This window comes from Streptomyces sp. NPDC088246 (genome assembly GCF_044741025.1).
Taxonomy (GTDB): Bacteria; Actinomycetota; Actinomycetes; order Streptomycetales; family Streptomycetaceae; genus Streptomyces.
Genome location: NZ_JBIURV010000014.1, coordinates 151,868 through 170,671, shown reverse-complemented (window position 1 = coordinate 170,671; position 18,804 = coordinate 151,868). Strand labels below are relative to the sequence as shown.

At 70.0% G+C, this 18,804-nt stretch carries 15 protein-coding genes, 1 tRNA gene, 1 other RNA gene and 1 pseudogene; 7 read left to right on the top strand and 11 right to left on the bottom strand.

All coding sequences use genetic code 11. The annotated features are described in order from the left end of the window. Positions 1 to 105: 105 nt before the first annotated feature. The 4 genes from ACIPEK_RS21050 to ffs form a co-directional block, all read right to left on the bottom strand. On the bottom strand, positions 106 to 1,872 hold the full coding sequence (locus ACIPEK_RS21050) for a hypothetical protein (RefSeq protein WP_401998140.1): 1,767 nt from the start codon (positions 1,870 to 1,872) through the stop codon (positions 106 to 108). A 379-nt stretch (positions 1,873 to 2,251) separates the two neighbouring features. Beyond that, on the bottom strand, positions 2,252 to 3,502 hold the full coding sequence (purD, locus tag ACIPEK_RS21045; protein WP_383072952.1) for a phosphoribosylamine--glycine ligase: 1,251 nt from the start codon (positions 3,500 to 3,502) through the stop codon (positions 2,252 to 2,254). Positions 3,503 to 3,595: 93 nt separating this feature from the next. Beyond that, the gene (locus ACIPEK_RS21040) at positions 3,596 to 5,776 is read right to left on the bottom strand and encodes a DNA polymerase III subunit gamma and tau (protein WP_401998137.1); all 2,181 of its coding nucleotides are present in this window, start codon (positions 5,774 to 5,776) and stop codon (positions 3,596 to 3,598) included. A 70-nt stretch (positions 5,777 to 5,846) separates the two neighbouring features. Continuing rightward, an RNA gene (gene ffs / locus ACIPEK_RS21035) (signal recognition particle sRNA small type) lies at positions 5,847 to 5,943 on the bottom strand. A 142-nt stretch (positions 5,944 to 6,085) separates the two neighbouring features. Between ffs and ACIPEK_RS21030 the strand changes: the two genes are divergently transcribed. The 4 genes and pseudogenes from ACIPEK_RS21030 (at position 6,086) to ACIPEK_RS21015 (ending at position 7,571) form a co-directional block, all read left to right on the top strand. After that, positions 6,086 to 6,173 (top strand) — tRNA-Ser (locus tag ACIPEK_RS21030). 271 nt (positions 6,174 to 6,444) lie between these two features. Then, a pseudogene (locus ACIPEK_RS21025) lies at positions 6,445 to 6,807 on the top strand (HNH endonuclease); the annotation flags it as partial. Positions 6,808 to 6,870: 63 nt separating this feature from the next. Continuing rightward, the gene (locus tag ACIPEK_RS21020) at positions 6,871 to 7,149 is read left to right on the top strand and encodes a CopG family transcriptional regulator (protein ID WP_266689675.1); all 279 of its coding nucleotides are present in this window, start codon (positions 6,871 to 6,873) and stop codon (positions 7,147 to 7,149) included. Beyond that, positions 7,146 to 7,571, top strand: coding sequence for a PIN domain-containing protein (locus ACIPEK_RS21015; protein WP_401998133.1), 426 nt, complete (start codon positions 7,146 to 7,148; stop codon positions 7,569 to 7,571). The genes ACIPEK_RS21020 and ACIPEK_RS21015 overlap by 4 nt, the downstream gene beginning before the upstream one ends. A gap of 271 nt (positions 7,572 to 7,842) precedes the next feature. Here the strand turns inward: ACIPEK_RS21015 and ACIPEK_RS21010 are convergent, their stop codons facing one another. The 3 genes from ACIPEK_RS21010 to ACIPEK_RS21000 all read right to left on the bottom strand — a co-directional run bounded on the left by ACIPEK_RS21010 (position 7,843) and on the right by ACIPEK_RS21000 (position 10,556). Further along, positions 7,843 to 8,769 carry a hypothetical protein gene (locus tag ACIPEK_RS21010; protein WP_401998130.1) on the bottom strand — a complete coding sequence of 309 codons (927 nt, stop codon included), beginning with the start codon at positions 8,767 to 8,769 and terminating at the stop codon, positions 7,843 to 7,845. A 617-nt stretch (positions 8,770 to 9,386) separates the two neighbouring features. After that, the gene (locus tag ACIPEK_RS21005) at positions 9,387 to 9,770 is read right to left on the bottom strand and encodes a hypothetical protein (protein ID WP_401998127.1); all 384 of its coding nucleotides are present in this window, start codon (positions 9,768 to 9,770) and stop codon (positions 9,387 to 9,389) included. A 63-nt stretch (positions 9,771 to 9,833) separates the two neighbouring features. Beyond that, positions 9,834 to 10,556, bottom strand: a complete 723-nt coding sequence (locus tag ACIPEK_RS21000; protein WP_401998124.1) for a TNT domain-containing protein — start codon at positions 10,554 to 10,556, stop codon at positions 9,834 to 9,836. A gap of 330 nt (positions 10,557 to 10,886) precedes the next feature. Here ACIPEK_RS21000 and ACIPEK_RS20995 point away from each other — a divergent pair, with 330 nt between their 5' ends. Continuing rightward, the gene (locus ACIPEK_RS20995) at positions 10,887 to 11,102 is read left to right on the top strand and encodes a type II toxin-antitoxin system VapB family antitoxin (RefSeq protein ID WP_401998121.1); all 216 of its coding nucleotides are present in this window, start codon (positions 10,887 to 10,889) and stop codon (positions 11,100 to 11,102) included. After that, a complete protein-coding gene (locus tag ACIPEK_RS20990) occupies positions 11,099 to 11,521 on the top strand; it encodes a PIN domain nuclease (protein WP_401998118.1) in 423 nt (140 codons plus the stop codon). Before ACIPEK_RS20995 ends, ACIPEK_RS20990 begins: the two co-directional genes overlap by 4 nt. 26 nt (positions 11,522 to 11,547) lie before the next feature. Here ACIPEK_RS20990 and ACIPEK_RS20985 read toward each other — a convergent pair whose 3' ends face one another. After that, positions 11,548 to 11,712 (bottom strand): hypothetical protein, encoded by a 165-nt coding sequence (locus ACIPEK_RS20985; protein WP_401998115.1) that lies wholly within the window; start codon positions 11,710 to 11,712, stop codon positions 11,548 to 11,550. A gap of 118 nt (positions 11,713 to 11,830) precedes the next feature. Continuing rightward, the gene (locus ACIPEK_RS20980; protein ID WP_401998112.1) at positions 11,831 to 12,292 is read right to left on the bottom strand and encodes a hypothetical protein; all 462 of its coding nucleotides are present in this window, start codon (positions 12,290 to 12,292) and stop codon (positions 11,831 to 11,833) included. Positions 12,293 to 13,234: 942 nt separating this feature from the next. Here ACIPEK_RS20980 and ACIPEK_RS20975 point away from each other — a divergent pair. Next, complete coding sequence (locus tag ACIPEK_RS20975) at positions 13,235 to 16,006, top strand: alpha/beta hydrolase family protein (RefSeq protein WP_401998109.1); 2,772 nt, start codon at positions 13,235 to 13,237, stop codon at positions 16,004 to 16,006. A gap of 160 nt (positions 16,007 to 16,166) precedes the next feature. Here the strand turns inward: ACIPEK_RS20975 and ACIPEK_RS20970 are convergent, their stop codons facing one another. Both ACIPEK_RS20970 and uppS read right to left on the bottom strand, forming a co-directional pair. After that, entirely contained in the window at positions 16,167 to 17,576 is a 1,410-nt protein-coding gene (locus ACIPEK_RS20970) for an oxygenase MpaB family protein (protein WP_401998229.1), read from the bottom strand. 98 nt (positions 17,577 to 17,674) lie between these two features. Continuing rightward, positions 17,675 to 18,478, bottom strand: a complete 804-nt coding sequence (gene uppS / locus ACIPEK_RS20965; RefSeq protein ID WP_401998106.1) for a polyprenyl diphosphate synthase — start codon at positions 18,476 to 18,478, stop codon at positions 17,675 to 17,677. Positions 18,479 to 18,804 lie beyond the last annotated feature (326 nt).

Genomic DNA, 18,804 nt, shown 5'->3' with positions numbered 1-18,804 from the left:
TTCCTTCCGGGTATTGGGGGTGCGGTGCCCCCGACGGTGCTGCCTCTGAGCAAGGTGGGGATGCTGTGGTTCAGCTCTGTGGTCGAGGCCGTCGAGGTCCGTGGTTCAGACGAGACGGACGGGTTTGTCGGTGCGTACGCCGACCGAGGCGAGCCAGGAACGCAGCGGCCCCGCATCCCCGTCCTCGACCAGGCTGAGGACGGGACTGCCCAGATCCGCCCGACGCTCGCCGCCGACCAACAGCGCGGGACCGTCGAGCCAGTCGAGTCCGGGCGCCGCACCCGCCGTGTCGACCGCGGCGCAGCAGACCATCGCCGCGACATGGTCGGCGAGCAGTTCCGTACCCGTACGGGGTGGCTGGAGCGGGAAGAGCGGAAGGAGGTCGGGGCCCCAGAAGTCCAGGACGTCCGTGCCCGAGTGAGCGACGCTCCGGGCACCCACCGGGCACGATGTGCCGCCGGCCGGGGGCTGTTGGGCCGCCGCCTCCTCACGGGCCACCGCGGCGCTGATCCCGGCCGCGAGCTCCTCGCCGCTCCCGCAGCGGCCTGCCAGATGCTCGACGACACGGGCCAGCGTGGGCACTGTGGCGTCCATGGGAAATACCGCACAGTCGGGATCGTCCGAGGAGCCGCCCTCGGGCGACGCGGGCACCGTTCCCATCGAGTCGAGGACACGGTGCAGGCGTGCGGCCTCGGTGCGCCACTTCCGGTCGACCACCTCTTCCGGATACTGCTGCCAGTCGACCGGCGACCAGTCGGGACCGGTCTCCGCCGGGCCGCCGTGGAAGAGCCGTGCCGCCAGCAGCGATGCCGCCTCGTCGGCCGCGCCCGGCTCCTCCAGGAGGTCACAGGCAGGACGCTCACCCAGCCGCGAGGTGAATCCGTCGGCAAGCCGGTCGCGACGGGAGAGCTCGGTGAGGGCGGACACGACACCCGCGTCCAGCCGGGACGGCCAGCGGCCCATCTGCCAGGCGGGCAGCGCGACGCGGGTGAGCAGCCGGTCCCAGCCCGCGTAGGCGAGGCCGACCTGCTCCTGGGCGACGATCCGCAGCCCGTAATCCACACCCTGTGCACGAACCGACGCGGCAGCGGCGACACCCCGCTCCATCTCCGCGGCATGGGTGCGACAGCTGCGCAGCAGAAGCAGGGCGACCCGGCCGACGAAGGCCCGCGGCACTCTGCGCACCCGGGACAGCGGCCCGGAAACGGGCGCGGCCGCGTCGGCAACCGCTCCGTCCAGCCCCCGTACGAAACGACGTGCTGCGGCTATGTCGGGATGCGCGGAGGGACCTGTGCCCGCGACGACCGGGGCGAGCACCGCCCGTAGCTCCGCGACCCGCATCCACCACAGGAACGGCGAACCGATGACCAGCACGGGCGCCGCCTGGACCCGACGGCGGGTCCGGACCGCAGAACGCCTTCCCGGATCCGCTCCGGGGCCTGCCGCCGGCCGCGTCGAGGGGTGTGTGCGGTCCTCCAGCCAGCTGTCGCAGTCGGGCGTGAGTGCCATCGCCGAGGGCGCGGGAACCCCGAGCCGGTCGGCGAGGTCCCTGACCAGGCGGTAGAGATCGGGGGCGGCGTCCTCCGGGAGCGGAACGGTCGGGCTGACCGCCGGCCTCGCCCGTACGATCGCGACCGCGACCACTGCGGCGAGCACGAGCACGACGACCGCGCAGGCCGTCACGGCCCAGCGCGCCGTGTCCCAGCCGCTGCCGACGGCACGGCCCTGTGCGCCCGCGACGAGCAGCACGACGGCCACCGCCGCCGGCAGGATGGCTGCGGCGGTCGCTCTGCTGCGGATGCGCAGCAGAGCGAGAGCACGGGCGCGCGCACTCTGCGCACCCAGCTCCTCACTTGTACCGGTACCGGACACGGCCGGACGTCACCCCCTCTGTCCCCGCGGCGGTGTTGTTCACTCCCCCACTGTGGCACCCGTCACCGACATCGCAATGCCAGTGAGCCAAGTGCCGGAATGCTTGCGCCGCACCTTAGTTGGGGCCTCGGCGGGCGTCATCCGGATAGCTCAGCCGTCACTCGATGGAATGGCTTTGGGTAAAGGTGCTGACACGCCGCCGTCCTTGGGGCAGCGGCGCGTCAGTGGGTGTCGACGGGGGTTCGGGGGCGGACTTGAGCCGCATCCGGGGGCGGGGGCGGGGGCGGGCAGATCGGGTGACGTACCCGGCCCCGCGCCCCGGACCAAGGCGGACCCGTACGGTCCGGAGGACTCGCGTCCAGTCCGTTCCGTTCCGGTGTCAGGCCTCCGCGGCCTTCTGGGCGATGTCCGTGCGGAACTGCGATCCGTCGAGCCGGATCCGGGCCGCCGCCGTGTAGGCACGCTCACGGGCGCCGGCGAGGTCCTTGCCTGTGGCGGTCACGGACAGCACCCGCCCGCCCGCGCTGACGATCTCGTCGCCGTCTCGCCTGGTCCCGGCATGCAGGACGTACGCATGCGGGGCATCCTGTGCCGCCACATCGTCGAGGCCGTGGATCGGGTCACCCGTGCGCGGCGTACCCGGGTAGTTGTGCGAGGCGATGACCACGGTGACGGCGGCCTCGTCGCGCCACTTGAGCGGGGGCAGCTCGTCCAGGGTGCCGTTGGCGGAGCCCAGCAGCACCCCGGCCAGCGGAGTCTTCAGACGGGCCAGGACCACCTGGGTCTCGGGGTCACCGAAACGGGCGTTGAACTCGATCACCCTGACTCCGCGCGAGGTGATCGCGAGGCCCGCGTACAGCAGCCCGGAGAACGGGGTGCCGCGGCGGCGGAGCTCGTCGACGGTCGGCTGGAGCACCGACTGCATGACCTCGTCGACCAGCTTGGGGTCGGCCCACGGGAGCGGGGAGTACGCGCCCATGCCGCCGGTGTTCGGGCCCTCGTCGTTGTCCAGGGCGCGCTTGAAGTCCTGCGCGGGCTGGAGCGGCAGCACGGTGGTGCCGTCCGTGATCGCGAAGAGGCTGACCTCGGGGCCGTCGAGAAACTCCTCGATGACCACGCGGTCGCAGGCCAGGGCGTGGGCGCGGGCCGCCTCGACATCGTCGGTGACGACGACGCCCTTGCCCGCGGCGAGACCGTCGTCCTTGACGACGTACGGGGCACCGAACGCGTCGAGGGCGGCGTCGATCTCGGCGGGGGTGGTGCAGACGTAACTGCGGGCGGTCGGGACACCTGCCCCGGCCATCACGTCCTTGGCGAACGCCTTGGAGCCCTCCAGCCGGGCCGCCTCACCGGACGGGCCGAAGCAGGGGATGCCCGCGGCACGCACGGCGTCGGCGACGCCGGCGACGAGCGGTGCCTCCGGGCCGACGACCACCAGCTCGGCGCCCAGGTCAGTGGCGAGGCGCGCGACGGCGTCGCCGTCGAGTGCGTCGACCGGGTGCAGTTCGGCCACCTCCGCGATGCCGGCGTTGCCGGGAGCGCAGTACAGAGCGGTGACGTCGGGGTCGAGGGAGAGAGAGCGGCACAGGGCGTGTTCGCGGGCGCCGCCGCCGATGACGAGGACCTTCACGGGGTGCAGCCTAGCCGCCGGGGCGCGGCGGCCTTGACGGACGCCGCTTCGTGGACAGTCCCTGAGGTGTACCGCGACCCCGTCCGGCCCGCGCTACTCGTTGGTGAACTCCTCGACGACCGTGGCGCCCAGCTCGCGGACGATCAGGTCGTGCCCGGAGAGCGCCGAGTCGACGAGGTCCGGGTCGTCCGCCTCCGGGGTGTCGTCCTCGGGAGCGACCGATCGCGGGGGTTCGGGCGCGGAGTACGACTGCGGTACGGGCTCCGCGGCAGGTGCGGCGCTCGGCTGCTGGTGCGGGGCGGGGGCGGGGCGGGGTTCGTAACTCTGCTGGGGCGCTGGGGCCGGACGCTGCGGCGCGGGCGCGGCGGCGGAGGGGCGGCCGCCACCGGTCTGCGGGGGTGCGCCCGCACCGCCCGACGGGTCGACGATCGCCTCGATCTTCCACTGTGCGTTGAACCGCTCGGCGAGGGCCTGCTTCAGCACATCCTCGCTGCCGCTGCTCGTGAAGTTGTCGCGCGCGCCCGCGTTCAGGAAGCCGATCTGCAGGGTGGTGCCGTCGAAGCCGGTGACCTGGGCGTTCTGGCTGAGCAGGATCCAGGTGAACCGGCGGCGGTTCTTCACGGCCTCCAGGATGTCCGGCCACATGTTCCGTACCTGGCCGGCGCCCTGTGTCATTCCCGGGCCCGGTCCGGCGGCGGCGGGCACCGGTGCCGCGGGAGCGGCCTGGGCCGGGGCAGTGGCCGGGGCTGCCTGCGGGACGGGCGAATGGCCGGGAGCGGAAGCGGTCGGCCAGCCACCAGGACGGCGGCCCGATTCCGGTGCGGCGGCGGTGGGCCAGGCACCGGGGCGCTGACCGCCCGCGGGAGCCGGGGCCTCGGCCGCCGGCTGCGGAGCGGCCGGAGCGACGGGGGCCATGGACTGCGCGGGTGCCGGGGGCGCTGCGGCGGATGCGGGCGGCACCGCGGGGGCGGGCTCCTCCCCCCGTACCGCCGCACGCGCGGCAGCGGGTCCGGCGCCGGGCTGCACGGCCGGGGCGACGGGGGCGGGGGCATGGGCCAGAGCCTCCGGCCCGGGTACGTACCCCATGGCGGGCCCCGAACCGGCGGTCGCGAAGGACGCACCGCGCTCCAGCCGGTCGAGCCGGGCCTGCAGCGAACGCTCGTCGTCGAAGGCCGCGGGCAGCAGCACCCGGGCGCAGATCAGCTCGACCTGGAGGCGCGGCGAGGTCGCCCCGCGCATCTCCGTAAGCCCCTCGTTGACCAGGTCGGCGGCGCGGCTCAGCTCGGCGGCACCGAAGACGGACGCCTGGGCCTGCATCCGCTCGACGACATCGGCGGGTGCGTCGATCAGGCCCTTCTCCCCGGCGTCCGGCACGGCGGCGAGGATCACCAGGTCACGCAGCCGCTCCAGGAGATCGGCGACAAAACGGCGTGGGTCGTTACCGCCCTCGATCACCCGGTCCACGACCTCGAAGGCCGCGGCCCCGTCCCCCGCCGCGAAGGCGTCCACGATCGAGTCGAGCAGTGAGCCGTCCGTATAACCGAGCAGCGAGGTCGCCATGGCGTATGTCACACCGTCGTCGCCCGCACCTGCCAGCAGCTGGTCCATCACCGACATCGAGTCACGCACGGACCCGGCCCCGGCCCGCACGACCAGCGGCAGCACGCCGTCCTCGACGTAGCTGTTCTCCTTGCCGCAGACCTCGGCGAGATATTCGCGCAGCGTCCCCGGCGGCACGAGGCGGAACGGGTAGTGATGCGTACGCGACCGGATCGTGCCGATGACCTTCTCGGGCTCGGTGGTCGCGAAGATGAACTTGAGGTGCTCCGGCGGCTCCTCGACCACCTTCAGCAGGGCGTTGAACCCCGCCGATGTGACCATGTGCGCCTCATCGATGATGTAGATCTTGTAACGACTCGACGCGGGCCCGAAGAACGCCTTCTCCCGCAGATCACGGGCGTCGTCCACGCCACCGTGCGATGCGGCGTCGATCTCGATGACATCAATCGATCCCGGCCCGTTGCGCGCGAGGTCCCGGCAGGACTGGCACTCTCCGCACGGCGTGGGCGTCGGCCCCTGCTCACAGTTCAGACAGCGGGCGAGGATGCGCGCGCTGGTCGTCTTGCCGCAGCCGCGCGGACCGCTGAACAGGTACGCGTGATTGACCCGGTTGTTCCGCAGGGCCTGCTGCAGCGGGTCAGTGACATGCTCCTGCCCGATGACCTCGGCGAACGACTCGGGGCGATAGCGGCGGTACAGCGCAAGGGACGACACACCTACGAGGTTATCCGGGCGGACCGACAACCGGCCCCGGACCGGCGAAGCGCCGCACACCCCCTGAAAACACAAGGGCCCCTCACGCACCCGCCAGAGCCAACCTACCCTTGCTGCCTTCCGGCCCTGGGGGAGTTCAGTCAGATAGCGCCACGTGAGGGGCTGACGCCCACCTTAGCCGATCCCCACCCCTGCCAGTCCACTGCCCCACCTTCCGGAACCGCCCCGGACGAGTCGGAGGGGAGCCGGAGGGGAGTCGGAGGGGAACGGGTTCGCGAGCACTCCTCAACGTCTTGTATTGTTTGCCGCGGAGGATTCGCCTAGTGGCCTAGGGCGCACGCTTGGAAAGCGTGTTGGGGGCAACCCCTCACGAGTTCGAATCTCGTATCCTCCGCCATTGCTCTCACCGGGCAATACGTCGAAGGGCCCCACCGTTCGCGGTGGGGCCCTTCGACGTTCCTGGTCTCATCTGCAGTCCAACGAGACTCTTCGGAGTCCTCCGGAAATTCGACCCAGGCAGAGCCGAGCAGACGCGGCCCAGGGCGTCAAGGTCGTTCGTACAGTGGCGCGCTCCACCTTGACGCCCTGAACCACGCCCGCTCCACGATGTGTGGGTCGAAGGCGGACGGGATGGAAGCTCATGTTCGCGGTTTGCCCTCACTGTGCCGTACCGGTGCGCCTTCTGCGGCTACGACGGCAGGATCGGCGCGGTGCCGGTCGGACTGGAGGCCGCGCACGTGCGCTGGTGGGCGTTCGACGGCCCGGACGACGTCGACAACGGAGTGTGCCTGTGCTCGCTGCACCACAAGCTCTTCGACAAGGGAGTCCTCGGCATCGGTGACGGTCACCGCATCCTGGTCTCACAACGCTTCGTCGGCCACAGCCCAGCCGCCCGCGAGCATGTCATAGCGCTCGCCGGTCGCCCGCTCATCGGACCTCAACCGGGCGCCCACCCCGTCGCAGCGATGCACCGCTCCTGGCACGCCAGCCAGGTCTTCCACAGCAGCCCACGCCCCGCCACCGCCGCGTGATCCGAGTCGTCGACCATGCGACGCACTGGTAAGGAGTGTGACACCAAGAGTATGGTCTCTTGTATGGCGACGAAGAAGGTAACGGTGACGATTCCCGAGGATCTCCTGGACGAGATCCGTGCGGAGGCGGCAGAGCGGGGCCTGTCGGCGTACGTCGCCGAGGCGCTGCGCTTCAAACGGGACCGAGACCGCCTTGGGGAACTGGTCGACTGGCTGCAGGCAGAACACGGCCCCGTCACCGAGGACGAGCGTGCGGCAGCCCTCGACGAGTTGGAGGATCTCGACGCCGAACACGAGCGGCGCCGCGCCACAGGACAGCACAACGCCGGAGAGGCGGCGTGAAGAAGCGGGGCGCTGAGCAGAGGCAGCGGCCCCTGCGCGTCTTCGTACTCGACTGCGAAGCCCTGTCCCTGGCCGTGCGCGGCGATCGGAAGATGATCGCCTGGCTCGATCTCGCGGCCCGGGGCGAGGCCGAGGTGGTGACGTCTCCCATGACGCTGGTCGAGGCGTACGACGGCAGAACCACCGAGCAGCGTTGGGACTGGGTACTCTCCCGGCTCAAGGTCGCCGACATCGGAAAGGACGAGGCCCGCCAGGCCCGACGCCTCCTGGCCGATGCCAAGCTGCACGGTCACAAGTACGCAATCGATGCCGTGCTCGCTGTCATCGCACGCCAGCAGAAGGGGCAGGTCACCGTCTTTACCTCGGACGTGGACGACCTGGAGAGGCTAGTCCCGGACACGATCGTCGTCAGGAAGGTATGACCCGGCGCCCTGGTCTCAGTTCTGGTCTCATTCACCCCCGTCCAGCAGCGTCCACCACCTGCCCGGTGGCCCACTCCGCTTCAGGTCAGGACGCAACCGAGAGGCGCCGAGCCCCCAGACGAACATTTGGAAAGCGTGTTGGGGGCAACCCTTCGACGTATTGCCGAGGGGTTGCCGCATGCCGGTCTCCACGTACCCTCCGACTCGTACAACACCTTGGCCTCGCCGCCCGACAGCGGCAATGCGGCTGCGGCGAAGCCTCCGTACCCGTCTACGCCTGTGCACCGTCCACGCGATTCCTGTTGAACACCGCCAGGTGTCCGTACTCGGCGCGTGTCACGGCGCCGGAACCCGACGGCAGCGCACCCAGGCCGGCATCGACCGCGACGCTGTCCGGGAAGGGCTCGGACGGCCAGGCGCGCTCAAGGATGAGCGAGTCCCAGGCGTCGCGGGAGCTGCGCCCCGTACGGTCGAGGACGAAACCCTGGCAGTCGTCACGGAATTCGTCCAAGGCCCGCACCAGCGCGGCCACCACCTCCTCGCGCTCCGGCTCCTGCAGGTGTGCGATGTCGTAGACCACCACCGTCGTGGTGTCGTCGAGCCGACGCACCCGAACGATCGTGTAGGTGTCCAGAGCGAGCCACAGGTGGAGTTCGAACTCGCCGTCACCAGGGCCGGCCAGCACCTCGGCCATACCGGGCACGTCACGTACGGGCAGGGAGTCCGAACCGCCCTTACCGGCACGGGCGAGGAATATGTCCTCGGTGAGCAGATGGCGGGTGTTCAGCCCAGCGGATTCCAGCGCTCCCAGCAGTCGGCCCCAGCTCTGCGAAGTCAGATCCGACAGGTACCAGGAGAAGAACCCTCCCCGGCCTTCCTCGCGGTTCGCCCCCTCACCAAAAGCGGAGGGGCCGAAAAGATCGTCCACGATCTCCACGTGGCGCGCGCTCGAAACTTTGGGAGGCGTGTAATTCGCGGCACGGACAGCCGCCAGAAAATCTTCCGGCAATTCCACATGATATCGGCGGATATAATACTGGAGTTCGAGAGGCCATACCCATGTGCCATCAGTGATGAGCGATCCAGCCCCAGCAACAAATTCCTCATCATCCGAAATCACATCGAGGTCCGCCCCCATCGTGGTGTAAATCTCGCGACATGACGACATGTATTCCAGGGTCTGCGCCTCATCGAACAACGCATGAGACCGAACGTCGTCATGAATGGACGGAGCCGATCCATCCGGGTTCTGAGAATTGAACTCTCTATAGAACCCGACTCGCCTAATCACTGTACCTCCACTGTTCGTTCCCATTACTTGGCCATCGGCAGGTACGTACGCCAATACCCACCATCGCCAATCTCCGGTGTCTGCCCCAAACCCTTCTCAGCAGAGGTTCCCACTTTATTGGTCGGCGCCGTCACGGGCACTCCCAGGTCGTTGGCCACACTCTGAGCGAGCGGAAGCTCCACGGAGTTCGGTGCGGAATAACCGGAGTGGCACGAGATCAGACGCACCGGGCCGCCATCATAATTCGGATTACTGCGGATAGCATCCGAAATATGGGCCGGGTGCACCTTGAAATGTTGGAAAGCGTGTTGGGGGGCAACCCCTCACGAGTTCGAATCCCGTATTCTCCGCCATTGCTCTCACCGGGCAATACGTCGAAGGGCCCCACCGCTTGCGGTGGGGCCCTTCGACGTTCCTGGTCTCAACTTGATGTTTAACCCGACGTTGTCGTTCGGGAAGGAGGTCGATGCCGATGCGACCGCAAGAGCCGGGGGAGACATGGGCGCCCCTCGGGTCGGCACCGCTCAGTGGACATCGGTCGGTGGGTCGTGGCGGGTCCCGCGCCGGCGCTCCGCGAGCGCCTGTTCGAGCTGCTCCTGTGCTCGCCGTTCGATGCCCTCACTGTCGTGCAGCAGTTCGTCCATCTCCGTCGCTGTGGGCCGGGCAGGCGGCGAACTCTCGTCGGTGAGGCGTTCGTAGAGCCATGCACAGGCCCGGCTTTCGTCGGCGAAGGTCTCCAGTACCTCGCGTCTGCCGCGCTCGTGGACTCCCACGATCCACTCGCCCTCGCGCTGAGCCAGGTAGTAGCCCTCAAGCGGAGGGTGGCCGCCCGGGCAGCCGGGGATCTCGTAGTGGGCATCGGGAACTCCGGCTGCCCGCAGCGCCTCGCACAGTTGGTGACGGTCCACGGAACCAGTCTCCCATCCGGGGCGATCTGTACGAGGCATGCGGCAGCCGTCGCAGCCGGGAAGCTAAGAGGTCGCGAGCCGCACCAAGGTCCCGTTGCGCACCAGGTCCAGCACGGAGGTGCGCGGAATGTTCGGGCAGTACGAGCTGGACGTCACGTACTGGACGCCCAGGCCGGGCTGCTCGAACGCCGGGGCGATCGGTCCCGCACACACCGTGACGTCCCTGGTCACCCGGTACAGGTAGTAGTTGTACGGGTGGCGCGGATCGGCGGTGTTGAGGCTGGACGGCGGGATGCTCCGCTTCCCGTACTTGGTGCCGGCGGGTGCCAGGTAGCGGCCTGCCTCATTACCGAAGCGGTCGACCTTCTGACCCGCGTGGAGCAAGAGTTCGGCGGCGATCGGCTGCCCCTGGGGGTCCTTCACGTAACCGTCGGCGTCCGGGTAGCGCCAGTCGCCCTGGCCGGTGTCGGCAGCCGGGTCCCACCACCGGTTCAGGAACTGGGTCGCGGTGAGGCGGCCGAGGCGCTGGTAGCGGTCGAGGGTGTTCGCCACCAGCCCACGGGTCGGCAGCTTCTTCGGGCCGAGCCGCCAGTCGTCGCAGAAGTAGTCAGAGCGCAGGGCGTACGGAATGGGATCCGGTACCAGGCCCCGGCAGACCTGTGGCCGGTGCGAGTCATCGGCGACCGTTGCGGCGGGTGCCGCCTGGGCGGCCGGAGCGCCGAGAAACAGCGAGCCCAGCAGGGCAGCCGCGGCGGCAAGCCCGGCACCCCGTCGTGGTGATGTCACTACAACTCCTGGTGATCGTGTCTGGGGACGCCGTCACCGTGCGGGGTGGCGCGGGAAAGGGGCCGTGCGGACCAGTCCCGGAAGGACGAATGACGACGTGCGGAAGATCACTCAAACCACAGGGGAGAGTGAGAGGGAGTGACGGCGCGGGTGATGCGCCCGAATGAGTGCGCGCCGCCTCCCAATGGGCCATGACCGCCGCGCGTGCGGGGCCGTACCCGTCGGTGGACCGGCGTCAGCCAGGTTGCGGGCGCCGATGCGCCCCCAAGGATCGCGACATCAAGACCCGCGACATCAGTTGCGATAGTTGATATCTCAGGAGGTGCCCGGATGAGCCGAACAGTGATCGACCTCGACGACGAACTACTGACCGCCGTGGCTCAGGCGCTGGGGACCAGCACCAAGAAGGAGACGGTCAACACCGCTCTGCGCGAGGTGCTCGAGAACCGCCGACGGGCCCTGGCTCTCACCCGACTGCGCGCGGCAGCGGACGAAGGGGGCTTCGATCTGGACCTCTTCACGGACAAGAGGGACTACCGGCGATGAGCGCGGCCCAGTTCCTGATCGACACCAGCGCGCTCGCCCGATTCCTTCATGGCGACGCCGAACAGTACGGATGGGACCAGGCCGCCACGGCAGGACTCATCGCAACCTGCCCGATCACCGAGCTGGAGTTCTTCCGCAGCGCCCGCTCCGCCGCAGACCGTACACGCGGCATCGACGACATGCGGCTGCTGTTCGGCTGGGCGCCCGTCGATGACCGTTCGTACGACCGCGCCTGGCAGGTTCAGGGGCTGCTCACCCAGCGCGGTCAGCACCGCAGTGCGGGGGCTGTGGACCTCGTCGTTGCCGCCACCGCAGAACTCCAGGGTCTGACCCTCCTGCACCGCGACCACGACTTCGAATGCATCGCCGCCGTCACCGGTCAAGCTATGCAGTGGTACGGCCCGGAGGCCGGTAAATGAACGAGCGCCCGGTCTCAGTTCCGGTCTCATTCGCAGGCACCCGTACGACGCTGCCGCAGGAAGCGTTCCCATGTCGGGGCGGTCGCGGACGGGTCGTAAGGGAACGGGACGGAGACGAGATCGAAGAAGCCGGGCGTGTGCGGCAGCAGCGCCCGGTCCCGAATGCGAAGCAGGCCGTTCTCACCGGCCACGATCGGGCTGCTGTCCCTGCCTGCCGCGTCCTGCGGCGATGCGCAAGGGCCGGCCTGGTCGCCTCTACGACCTGGCCCCTTCCCTTGTGGCCAGGCTGATGTGTCCCTGTAGTACTGGTCAGCCGTGCATCGCGGTGCTGTAGACGTACAGGGCGATCACACCGGCGACGCAGGCAAGGATCACCCATGAACCGAAACTGGTGTGTTTCCCACTGCCTTTGGGCCGCGCGGCCTTCCCGGACCGCTTGGACCGCCCGGGCGCTGCCCGTCCCGGCGCGACCGGCGCCACATCGGCCGCCGCCTCGGCGAGCAGGCGACGGCAGGTCGCGGCGAGCATGCCTGTACCGGCGGAGAGGGGCACCACGGCCTCCGAACGCGCCGGAGCGGTGGTGCCGCCGTCCAGGATGCGCCCCGCGCGTACGAGGACCTCGTCCCGGCCGCCCGCCGGAGCGAGGCTGATCCACCGCCGTACATGCTCACCCCGGATGACCACACCGCCGGACCGCTCCCGGTACACGGTGTGTTCCCGCCACAATATCCCCGCCAACTCCCCGGCGGTGTCCCTCAGTTGTGCGCTCACAACCCCTCCCCCTCCACCCCGCGGCGAATCGAACAAGCATCGCACTCTAGCGGCAGGCGCAGAGCGGGGGTCCAACAGTCCCCCCAGCGGCCGTGCCCGCCCCCCGGGCATGGATCCAGTACTACGGGGACACATCAGCCTGGCCACACGGGAAGAGACCAGGAGGTGGCGGCCTTGCGCATCGCCGCAGGTCGCAACCAGATGTGTCCATGTAGTACTGGCCAGTTCGACCGACTACCGCGAGTGTGGTGGCGGGCGGGACGACGGAGTCGCTGACGGGAGCGGTCGGCCAACCTCCGGTCAGGAAGTGCGCATGCGCGTCTTGCCGGACCTGTATGCCCAGGTCAAAGGCTCGTAGTGGCGATACGTGGACCGGTCTTGAAAACCGCCATGGCACGGGCCCCGGACCGAGTCCCCACGCTCAGCCTGAGAGCCTGTCGGGTGACCTTCGATCGGATAGCGGACGCGGTCTGGTGCGTGCGATTCCAAGGCGCCGGGATGTCCTCGGATGGGGCCTCCCCTGCTCGAACGAAGTTGAGAGCTTGGGGAAGGAGCTACTAGGGCATTTCGGCAACGCGGGAAGCGTGCGTGCCAGGGCGTGGCTGCCCGGTCAGAGGTCATCCGACAGGCTCTGAGCCGCTGCCGGCCGATGTTCCGACCGTCTGCTTCGGTGGCGCTCCTGAGCGTGCACCCGTGCCTCACGCATACGCCCGCCGCACGGGCGCCGGACCGCCGCTCCGGGCCTGGATCCCTCGATCAGCGGACCGGCCCCATGACTCCGGTCCGGCTCCTGTTCGGCTCCTGTTCGGCTCCTGTCAGATTCCTGTCAGGTTCCCGAGGTGGGACAACCGGTGACGACACGTCGCCCTCTCCCCGGTGCGGGGTGGTGCTCCTGGGATTCCTGGGGCGCTGAAGCACGACCAACGACGAGGAGACACCATCGTGAGACAGGTCTCACGCACGCTGACGGCTGCCTTGGCGGCCGTGGCACTGGCGGCGGGTGTGCCAGGGCCGGCGCATGCGCAGCCGGCCGCCGACTCCATACCCGGCGCGCCGCCGGGCGCCTCCGGGGAGCAGCTACCGGAAGGGTGGCGCGTCGAGGGCGGGGAGCTGATCTGGAGCTCGCCCGAGCCCGTGGGCATGGGTGGCGCCCTGGTCGAGTTCCGCTCGGGGGAGCGGACCCTCGGCGTTCCGAAGCCCTCCCCCGACCAACGCACCTTCCGGCTCCGCCTCGACGGGGCGAGGGTCGGACCGGTGAGCGAACTCCAGGCGGTCGCCGGTTCGCGGCGGCTGGACGCCGCAGGGGCCGGCCAGGCACCCGGTAAGCGGCGCTTGTCGGCCGCGGCGGCGCCCCAGGCCCCGTTCCCCGCCAACCCGGTCGACCCCGGTGTCGCCGGTAAGTACCACACCACCAGCGGTGAGTACTCCCTGAAGTCGGTGAAGCTGCCGGGCTACGCCGAGCCTGTGGAGATGCGCGCCACGGTCGTCGGCCCGACGGACGCGCCGGGGAAGCGACCGCTGGCGCTCTTCGTCCACGGCCGCAGTGCCACCTGCTACGAGCCCGGCAAGAACAGCGCGGGCATGGAGTGGCCGTGCAAGCCGGGCAACAAGGAAATCCCGAGCTACCGCGGCTTTCTGCACGACCAGAAGCTCCTGGCATCCCAGGGCTATGTGACGGTCTCCATCTCCGCGAACGGTGTCAACGCGCAGGACGGCCGCGCGGCCGACTTCGGGGCGCAGGCCCGTTCGTCCCTGGTGCGCCAGCACCTCGCCCGCTGGGCGGAGTGGGGCGCGAACCCCGCGAAGGCCCCCGAGGCCGTGCGCGCGACGGAGCCCGCGGACCTCTCGAAGGTGCTCCTGGTCGGCCACTCCCGGGGCGGCGAGGGCGTCAACCGGGCGGCTCTCGACAGCATCTCCCCGCCGCCGCCCGCCGAGGACGGCTACCGGGGGCCGGTGGGCTGGCGGATCCGCGGCACCGTCCTGATCGGCCCCACCAACTTCGGCCAGAACCCCACGCCCGACGTGCCCTCCATGACCCTCCTGCCGGGCTGTGACGGCGATGTGAGCAACCTCCAGGGCCAGATCTACCTCGACGGCACCCGGGGCATCGGCCAGGGCACGGCGCTGCACAGCGCGGTGTACATGGTCGGCGCCAACCACAACTTCTTCAACACGGAGTGGACGCCCGGCCAGGCCGAGGGCCCGGCCGCCGACGACTTCTGGGACGACAAGGCCAACCCGGACCCGGTCTGCTCGGCACGGGCCGAGACCCGGCTGAGCGCCAAGCAGCAGCAGACGGCGGGCGCCACCTATATCGCCGCCGCCGCGCGGCTCTTCCTCGCGGGCGACGACCGGGTCCGCCCGCTGCTCGACGGCTCCGACCGGCGCGCGCCCTCGGCCGGCCCCGCCCGGGTGCTGACCCACGCCGTCGGCGGCAACCGCACCCCGGCGATCCGGCCCGACGACCCGCTCTCGGTGACGAACGGGCGCGTGTGCCAGCAGGTCACGACGAGCGCCGCCCAGGCCTGCCGGCCGGACTCCGCCCCCGGTGCGTCGCCGCACTTCGCGTCCTGGGCGGACACCACCAATGAACCGGGCCGCAACGCGGTCACGGCCCGCTGGACCACGCCGGGCACCCCGGTCCGGCTGACGCCGGAGCGCGCCTTCTCGCTGGCGGGCTCCGACGCGCTCGCCCTGCGGGTGATGGTGCCGCCGAACACCCGGGGCACCCGGCTCGACGTCGCCCTCACCGACGCCTCCGGCAAGCGGGTGGGGCTCGGTCAGGTCACCGTCGACGGCCTCCCCGGCTCCGACTCGACGGCCGCGTACTGGGCGCGTGAGGTCCGCGTCCCGCTGAAGGCCGCCGTCAGCGCCGGTGTCGACCTGAAGCGGGCGCGGTCGCTGGAGCTCACCCCGCGCAGCAGCTCCGGCGAGTTCTGGCTGATGGACGCCTGGGGCTGGCGCCCCGGCACCCCGGCGGTACGCCCCGTCGCACTCTCGCGTGTCGACATCGGCAAGCTGACGGTCAAGGAGGGCGACTCCGGCACCCGCACCTACAACGTGCCCGTCCAGGTCACCGGCAAGGGCACCGGCGTGATCAAGCTCGCCGTCCGCGACCCGGAGACCCACGAGTCCACCGTCCGCACCGTAACGGTTAAGGCCGGTGGCTCCGTGGACGTGCCGATCACGGTCGAGGGCAATTCCCGCTTCAACTACGACCTCAGCCACGAGGTCGCTGCCAAGGCCGTGCGCGGCACGGCGGTCGGCGGCGCCTTCGGGGGCGTGCTCGTCGAGAACGACGACCCCATGCCCACGGTCAGCGTGACCCCGGTCGCCGACTCGGTCACCGAAGGCCAGAAGCTCACCTGGAAGGTGGAGCTCTCTCAGCCCGCCGACGTCAACATCGAGACGCGGTTCGACCTCCTGCCGGTGCACGAGGGCACGGAGCTGTCCACGAAGGACGTCGACGAGGAGTGGCTCTCCAGTCTCGGCGAGGCCGCAGACCCGGAGCGGCCCCTGTCCACGAACAGCCCCTCCCTCTGGGTGTCCGTCCGCAAGGGCGAGACGAGCACCGAAGTGTCCGTGCCCACGATCGCCGACGCGCTGACCGAGTCGGAGGAGTCCCTGCGGATGCAGGTGAACATCCTCAAGGAGAACGATTGGCTGGAGGGCCCTCTCCTCACGGGGAAGGTCACGGACGCGCGCCGGGGCTGACACCCGGGGACCAGACGTCCCACGCTGACGGTGCCTGAGCGCACCACCTGGACGATGGCACCGGCCCCCGACACGGGGGCCGGTGCCATCGGCGTGAGGGGGCCACGCGGGGGCCACGGAAACCCGCTTCCGGCGGCGGCCCCTGCCGAGCCCGGGGGTCCTACGCGTCGGCGAGCAGTGGGTCGTAAGCGGTCGAGCGCCGGCGGCCCGACATGAAGGAGAGAAAGTCCTTCACGAACGCGCTGCGGGAGTACCTCGCGTCGGCGTCTGCCACCGTGCGCCGGAACCCGGTCCGGAACAGGGCCCGGTACTCGTCCGCGTCGATGAACTGGTTGCCGTCCGCGTCGGTGACGTCGAAGAGCACTTCGGCGACCCTGATCAGCGCGGGCCCGGCGAGGGAGGGGACGGCGGCGGCGTACTCCTCCTTGCTGATGCGGCCGTCACCGTCGATGTCGAGGGCAGCCTGGAGTTCCCTCCACCACTCGGCATACGCGTGGTAGAGCCTGGTCTCCTCCGGTTCGTCCAGATCGAGGCGGGAGGACAACTCCCGTGCCATGGCGGCGAGATCGGGCCAGTCCAGGTAGCCGTCGCCGGTCTGGTCCAGCACCGCGGTGAAGAATTCGTCAGCGCTCCGCTGCGACCCGGTTCCCTCGGCGGGACCGTGCTGCACGGCAAACGGCGTGACCAGCCGGAACAGGGCGCCGGCCTGCTTCATCCGGCCGCGCAGCGCGGTGAGCGTCGCGGCTTGAGGGGCGTCGCTGTCCAAGGACAGGTGGAGCAGGCTGGTGAGGCCCTCGGCCCGGAGCCAGTTGTCGGGCAGGAAGCGCGCCAGGCCGACGGCCACGTAGACGCTTTGCATCAGCGTCTGGGCGCCAGGAATTTCGGGCAGACCCGCCCGTCGGCGGAAAGGCTCGGGGAGGGACGCCACCGTGATCGTGCCGATGACCGGGCCTGCGAGCGCGCGGCCCGCCGCCCATACGGTGGGCAGGCCGTCCAGCAGGGGCGGCGCCGGGAGATGGTCGAAGAGCTTGTAGAGGATGATGCGCAGCGCCTCCGTGTCCTCCAGTTCCTCCTGGACCATGTGGTCGTAGTACTGCCAGAACTCCTGCAACGTGGGCGGCAGATGGCCGGCCCCATCCCCCAAGGCCGCGAGGAATGCCTGGTATTCGGCGTAGAGCCGTTCCATGGAGGTCTGGTCGAGCGGCTGCCCGCTCAGTCGGCACATGGTGACGGAGCTCTCGAAGAGGGTCGCGACCACCCAGGCGCGGACCTGGGGGTCCATCGCGTCGTAGGGCCGGTCCTGTGCGTCGGTGCCGCTCAGCCGCGCGTGCAGGCGGTTGAGCCGCCCCGCTTCCCTCTGCCGCTCGTGATCGTCGGCGCCGAACATGCGCTGCAGGCTCACGAGGGTGTTGCGCAGCCGTCGCCACGGGTGCGCGACGAACGTCGAGTTGTCCATCAGGGCCGCGCCGATCTGCGGGTGGGCGGCCTCCAGTACCGTGGCCCTGACCATGGCGAGTGCCCAGCGCGGATCGTTGAAGAACCGGTGGAACTGCGAGTCGGGGCCGAACAGGGATCCGGACTGTGCTTCGGGGGTCGGCCGCGCGGGGTCACCGTGGTGATCGGTGTCTCCGGAACGCGTGCGCCTGGGGCGGCTGCTGCCTGTGTCCGTCACGGGTGAGGTTCTCCGTTCGCGTGCGGCGTCACACCGCCGAAGCGGCGATTGCGTTGCTGGTAGGCGTGCAGGCACTCCAAGAAGTGCGGCGCACGGAAGTCGGGCCAGAGCACCGGCGGGAAGATCCACTCGGCGTAGGCCACCTGCCAGAGCATGAAGTTGGAGATCCGCTGTTCGCCGGACGTCCGGATGACGAGGTCCACATCGGGCGTGTCGGAAAAGGGCAGGTGAGCGGCGAAATGCTGCTCGTCGACGGCATCGGCCGGTACCCCGCTGCGGATGAGGGACCGTGCCGCCTCGACGATGTCCCTGCGTCCGCCGTGGTCGAACGCCACGGTCAGCGTCATGCCTCGGTTCGTGTTGGTCAGCGTCATCAGGTCGGCGAAGTCCCGGGCCAGCGGCCCGGGGATCCTCGGGTCCGCCACTCCGAGGAACCGGCAGCGGATGCCGCGCGCGTGCAGCAACGGGGCGTGTTTGCGTACTACGCGGCGCACCAGTCGCATCAGGAAGTCGATCTCGCTGCTCGGGCGTCGCCAGTTCTCGGTGGAGAACGCGTACAGGCTCAGCCACTCCACTCCCGACGTCCGCGCCGCCTCGATGACGTCGATCACCGTTGTTTCCGCTGCCCGGTGACCCGATGTACGCGGTAAGGACCGCCGTGCCGCCCACCGGCCGTTCCCGTCCATCACGCACGCGACATGGCGCGGCACACCCCTGTGCCGGTCCTCACCGGTTGGGCGACGCGGAGGTGTATGGGCCGACGACGAGGCAGATGTGCCTCCCACTCGTTCAACCGTCATCCGTGCTCACCCGGCTGCCGCACCACAGTCCCCCTCCGCTTCGCACCCACCCGCTGGTCGCAGCGCCTCCTGGCCGCAAGGCTCTGCCGCAGTGGGTCCGGACGGCGCCCCGTTGTGTCCGGACTCTGCTGAGCGCGTTGCGCATCCGCCGGAAGCCTGTCGAGGCTGCGGACGGGTTTCGCTCCCGCAGACGGCGGACCGGCCTGCTCCGCGGACGGTCCCGGGGGATCCTCCGCCGCAGCACCACTCAGATCGACACTCAGCAGAGTGCCGGTGCCCGGCCCCGGACACATCGCAATCTCCACATATTCACCTGTAGTACGTCA

Excerpts from the sequence above, each read along its gene's own strand:
- ACIPEK_RS21020 (WP_266689675.1), top strand. The coding sequence starts at position 6,871 with ATGGCGACGAAGAAGGTAACGGTGACGATTCCCGAGGATCTCCTGGAC.
- ACIPEK_RS20995 (WP_401998121.1), top strand. The coding sequence starts at position 10,887 with ATGAGCCGAACAGTGATCGACCTCGACGACGAACTACTGACCGCCGTG.
- ACIPEK_RS20990 (WP_401998118.1), top strand. The coding sequence starts at position 11,099 with ATGAGCGCGGCCCAGTTCCTGATCGACACCAGCGCGCTCGCCCGATTC.
- uppS (WP_401998106.1), bottom strand. The coding sequence starts at position 18,478 with ATGACGGTTGAACGAGTGGGAGGCACATCTGCCTCGTCGTCGGCCCAT.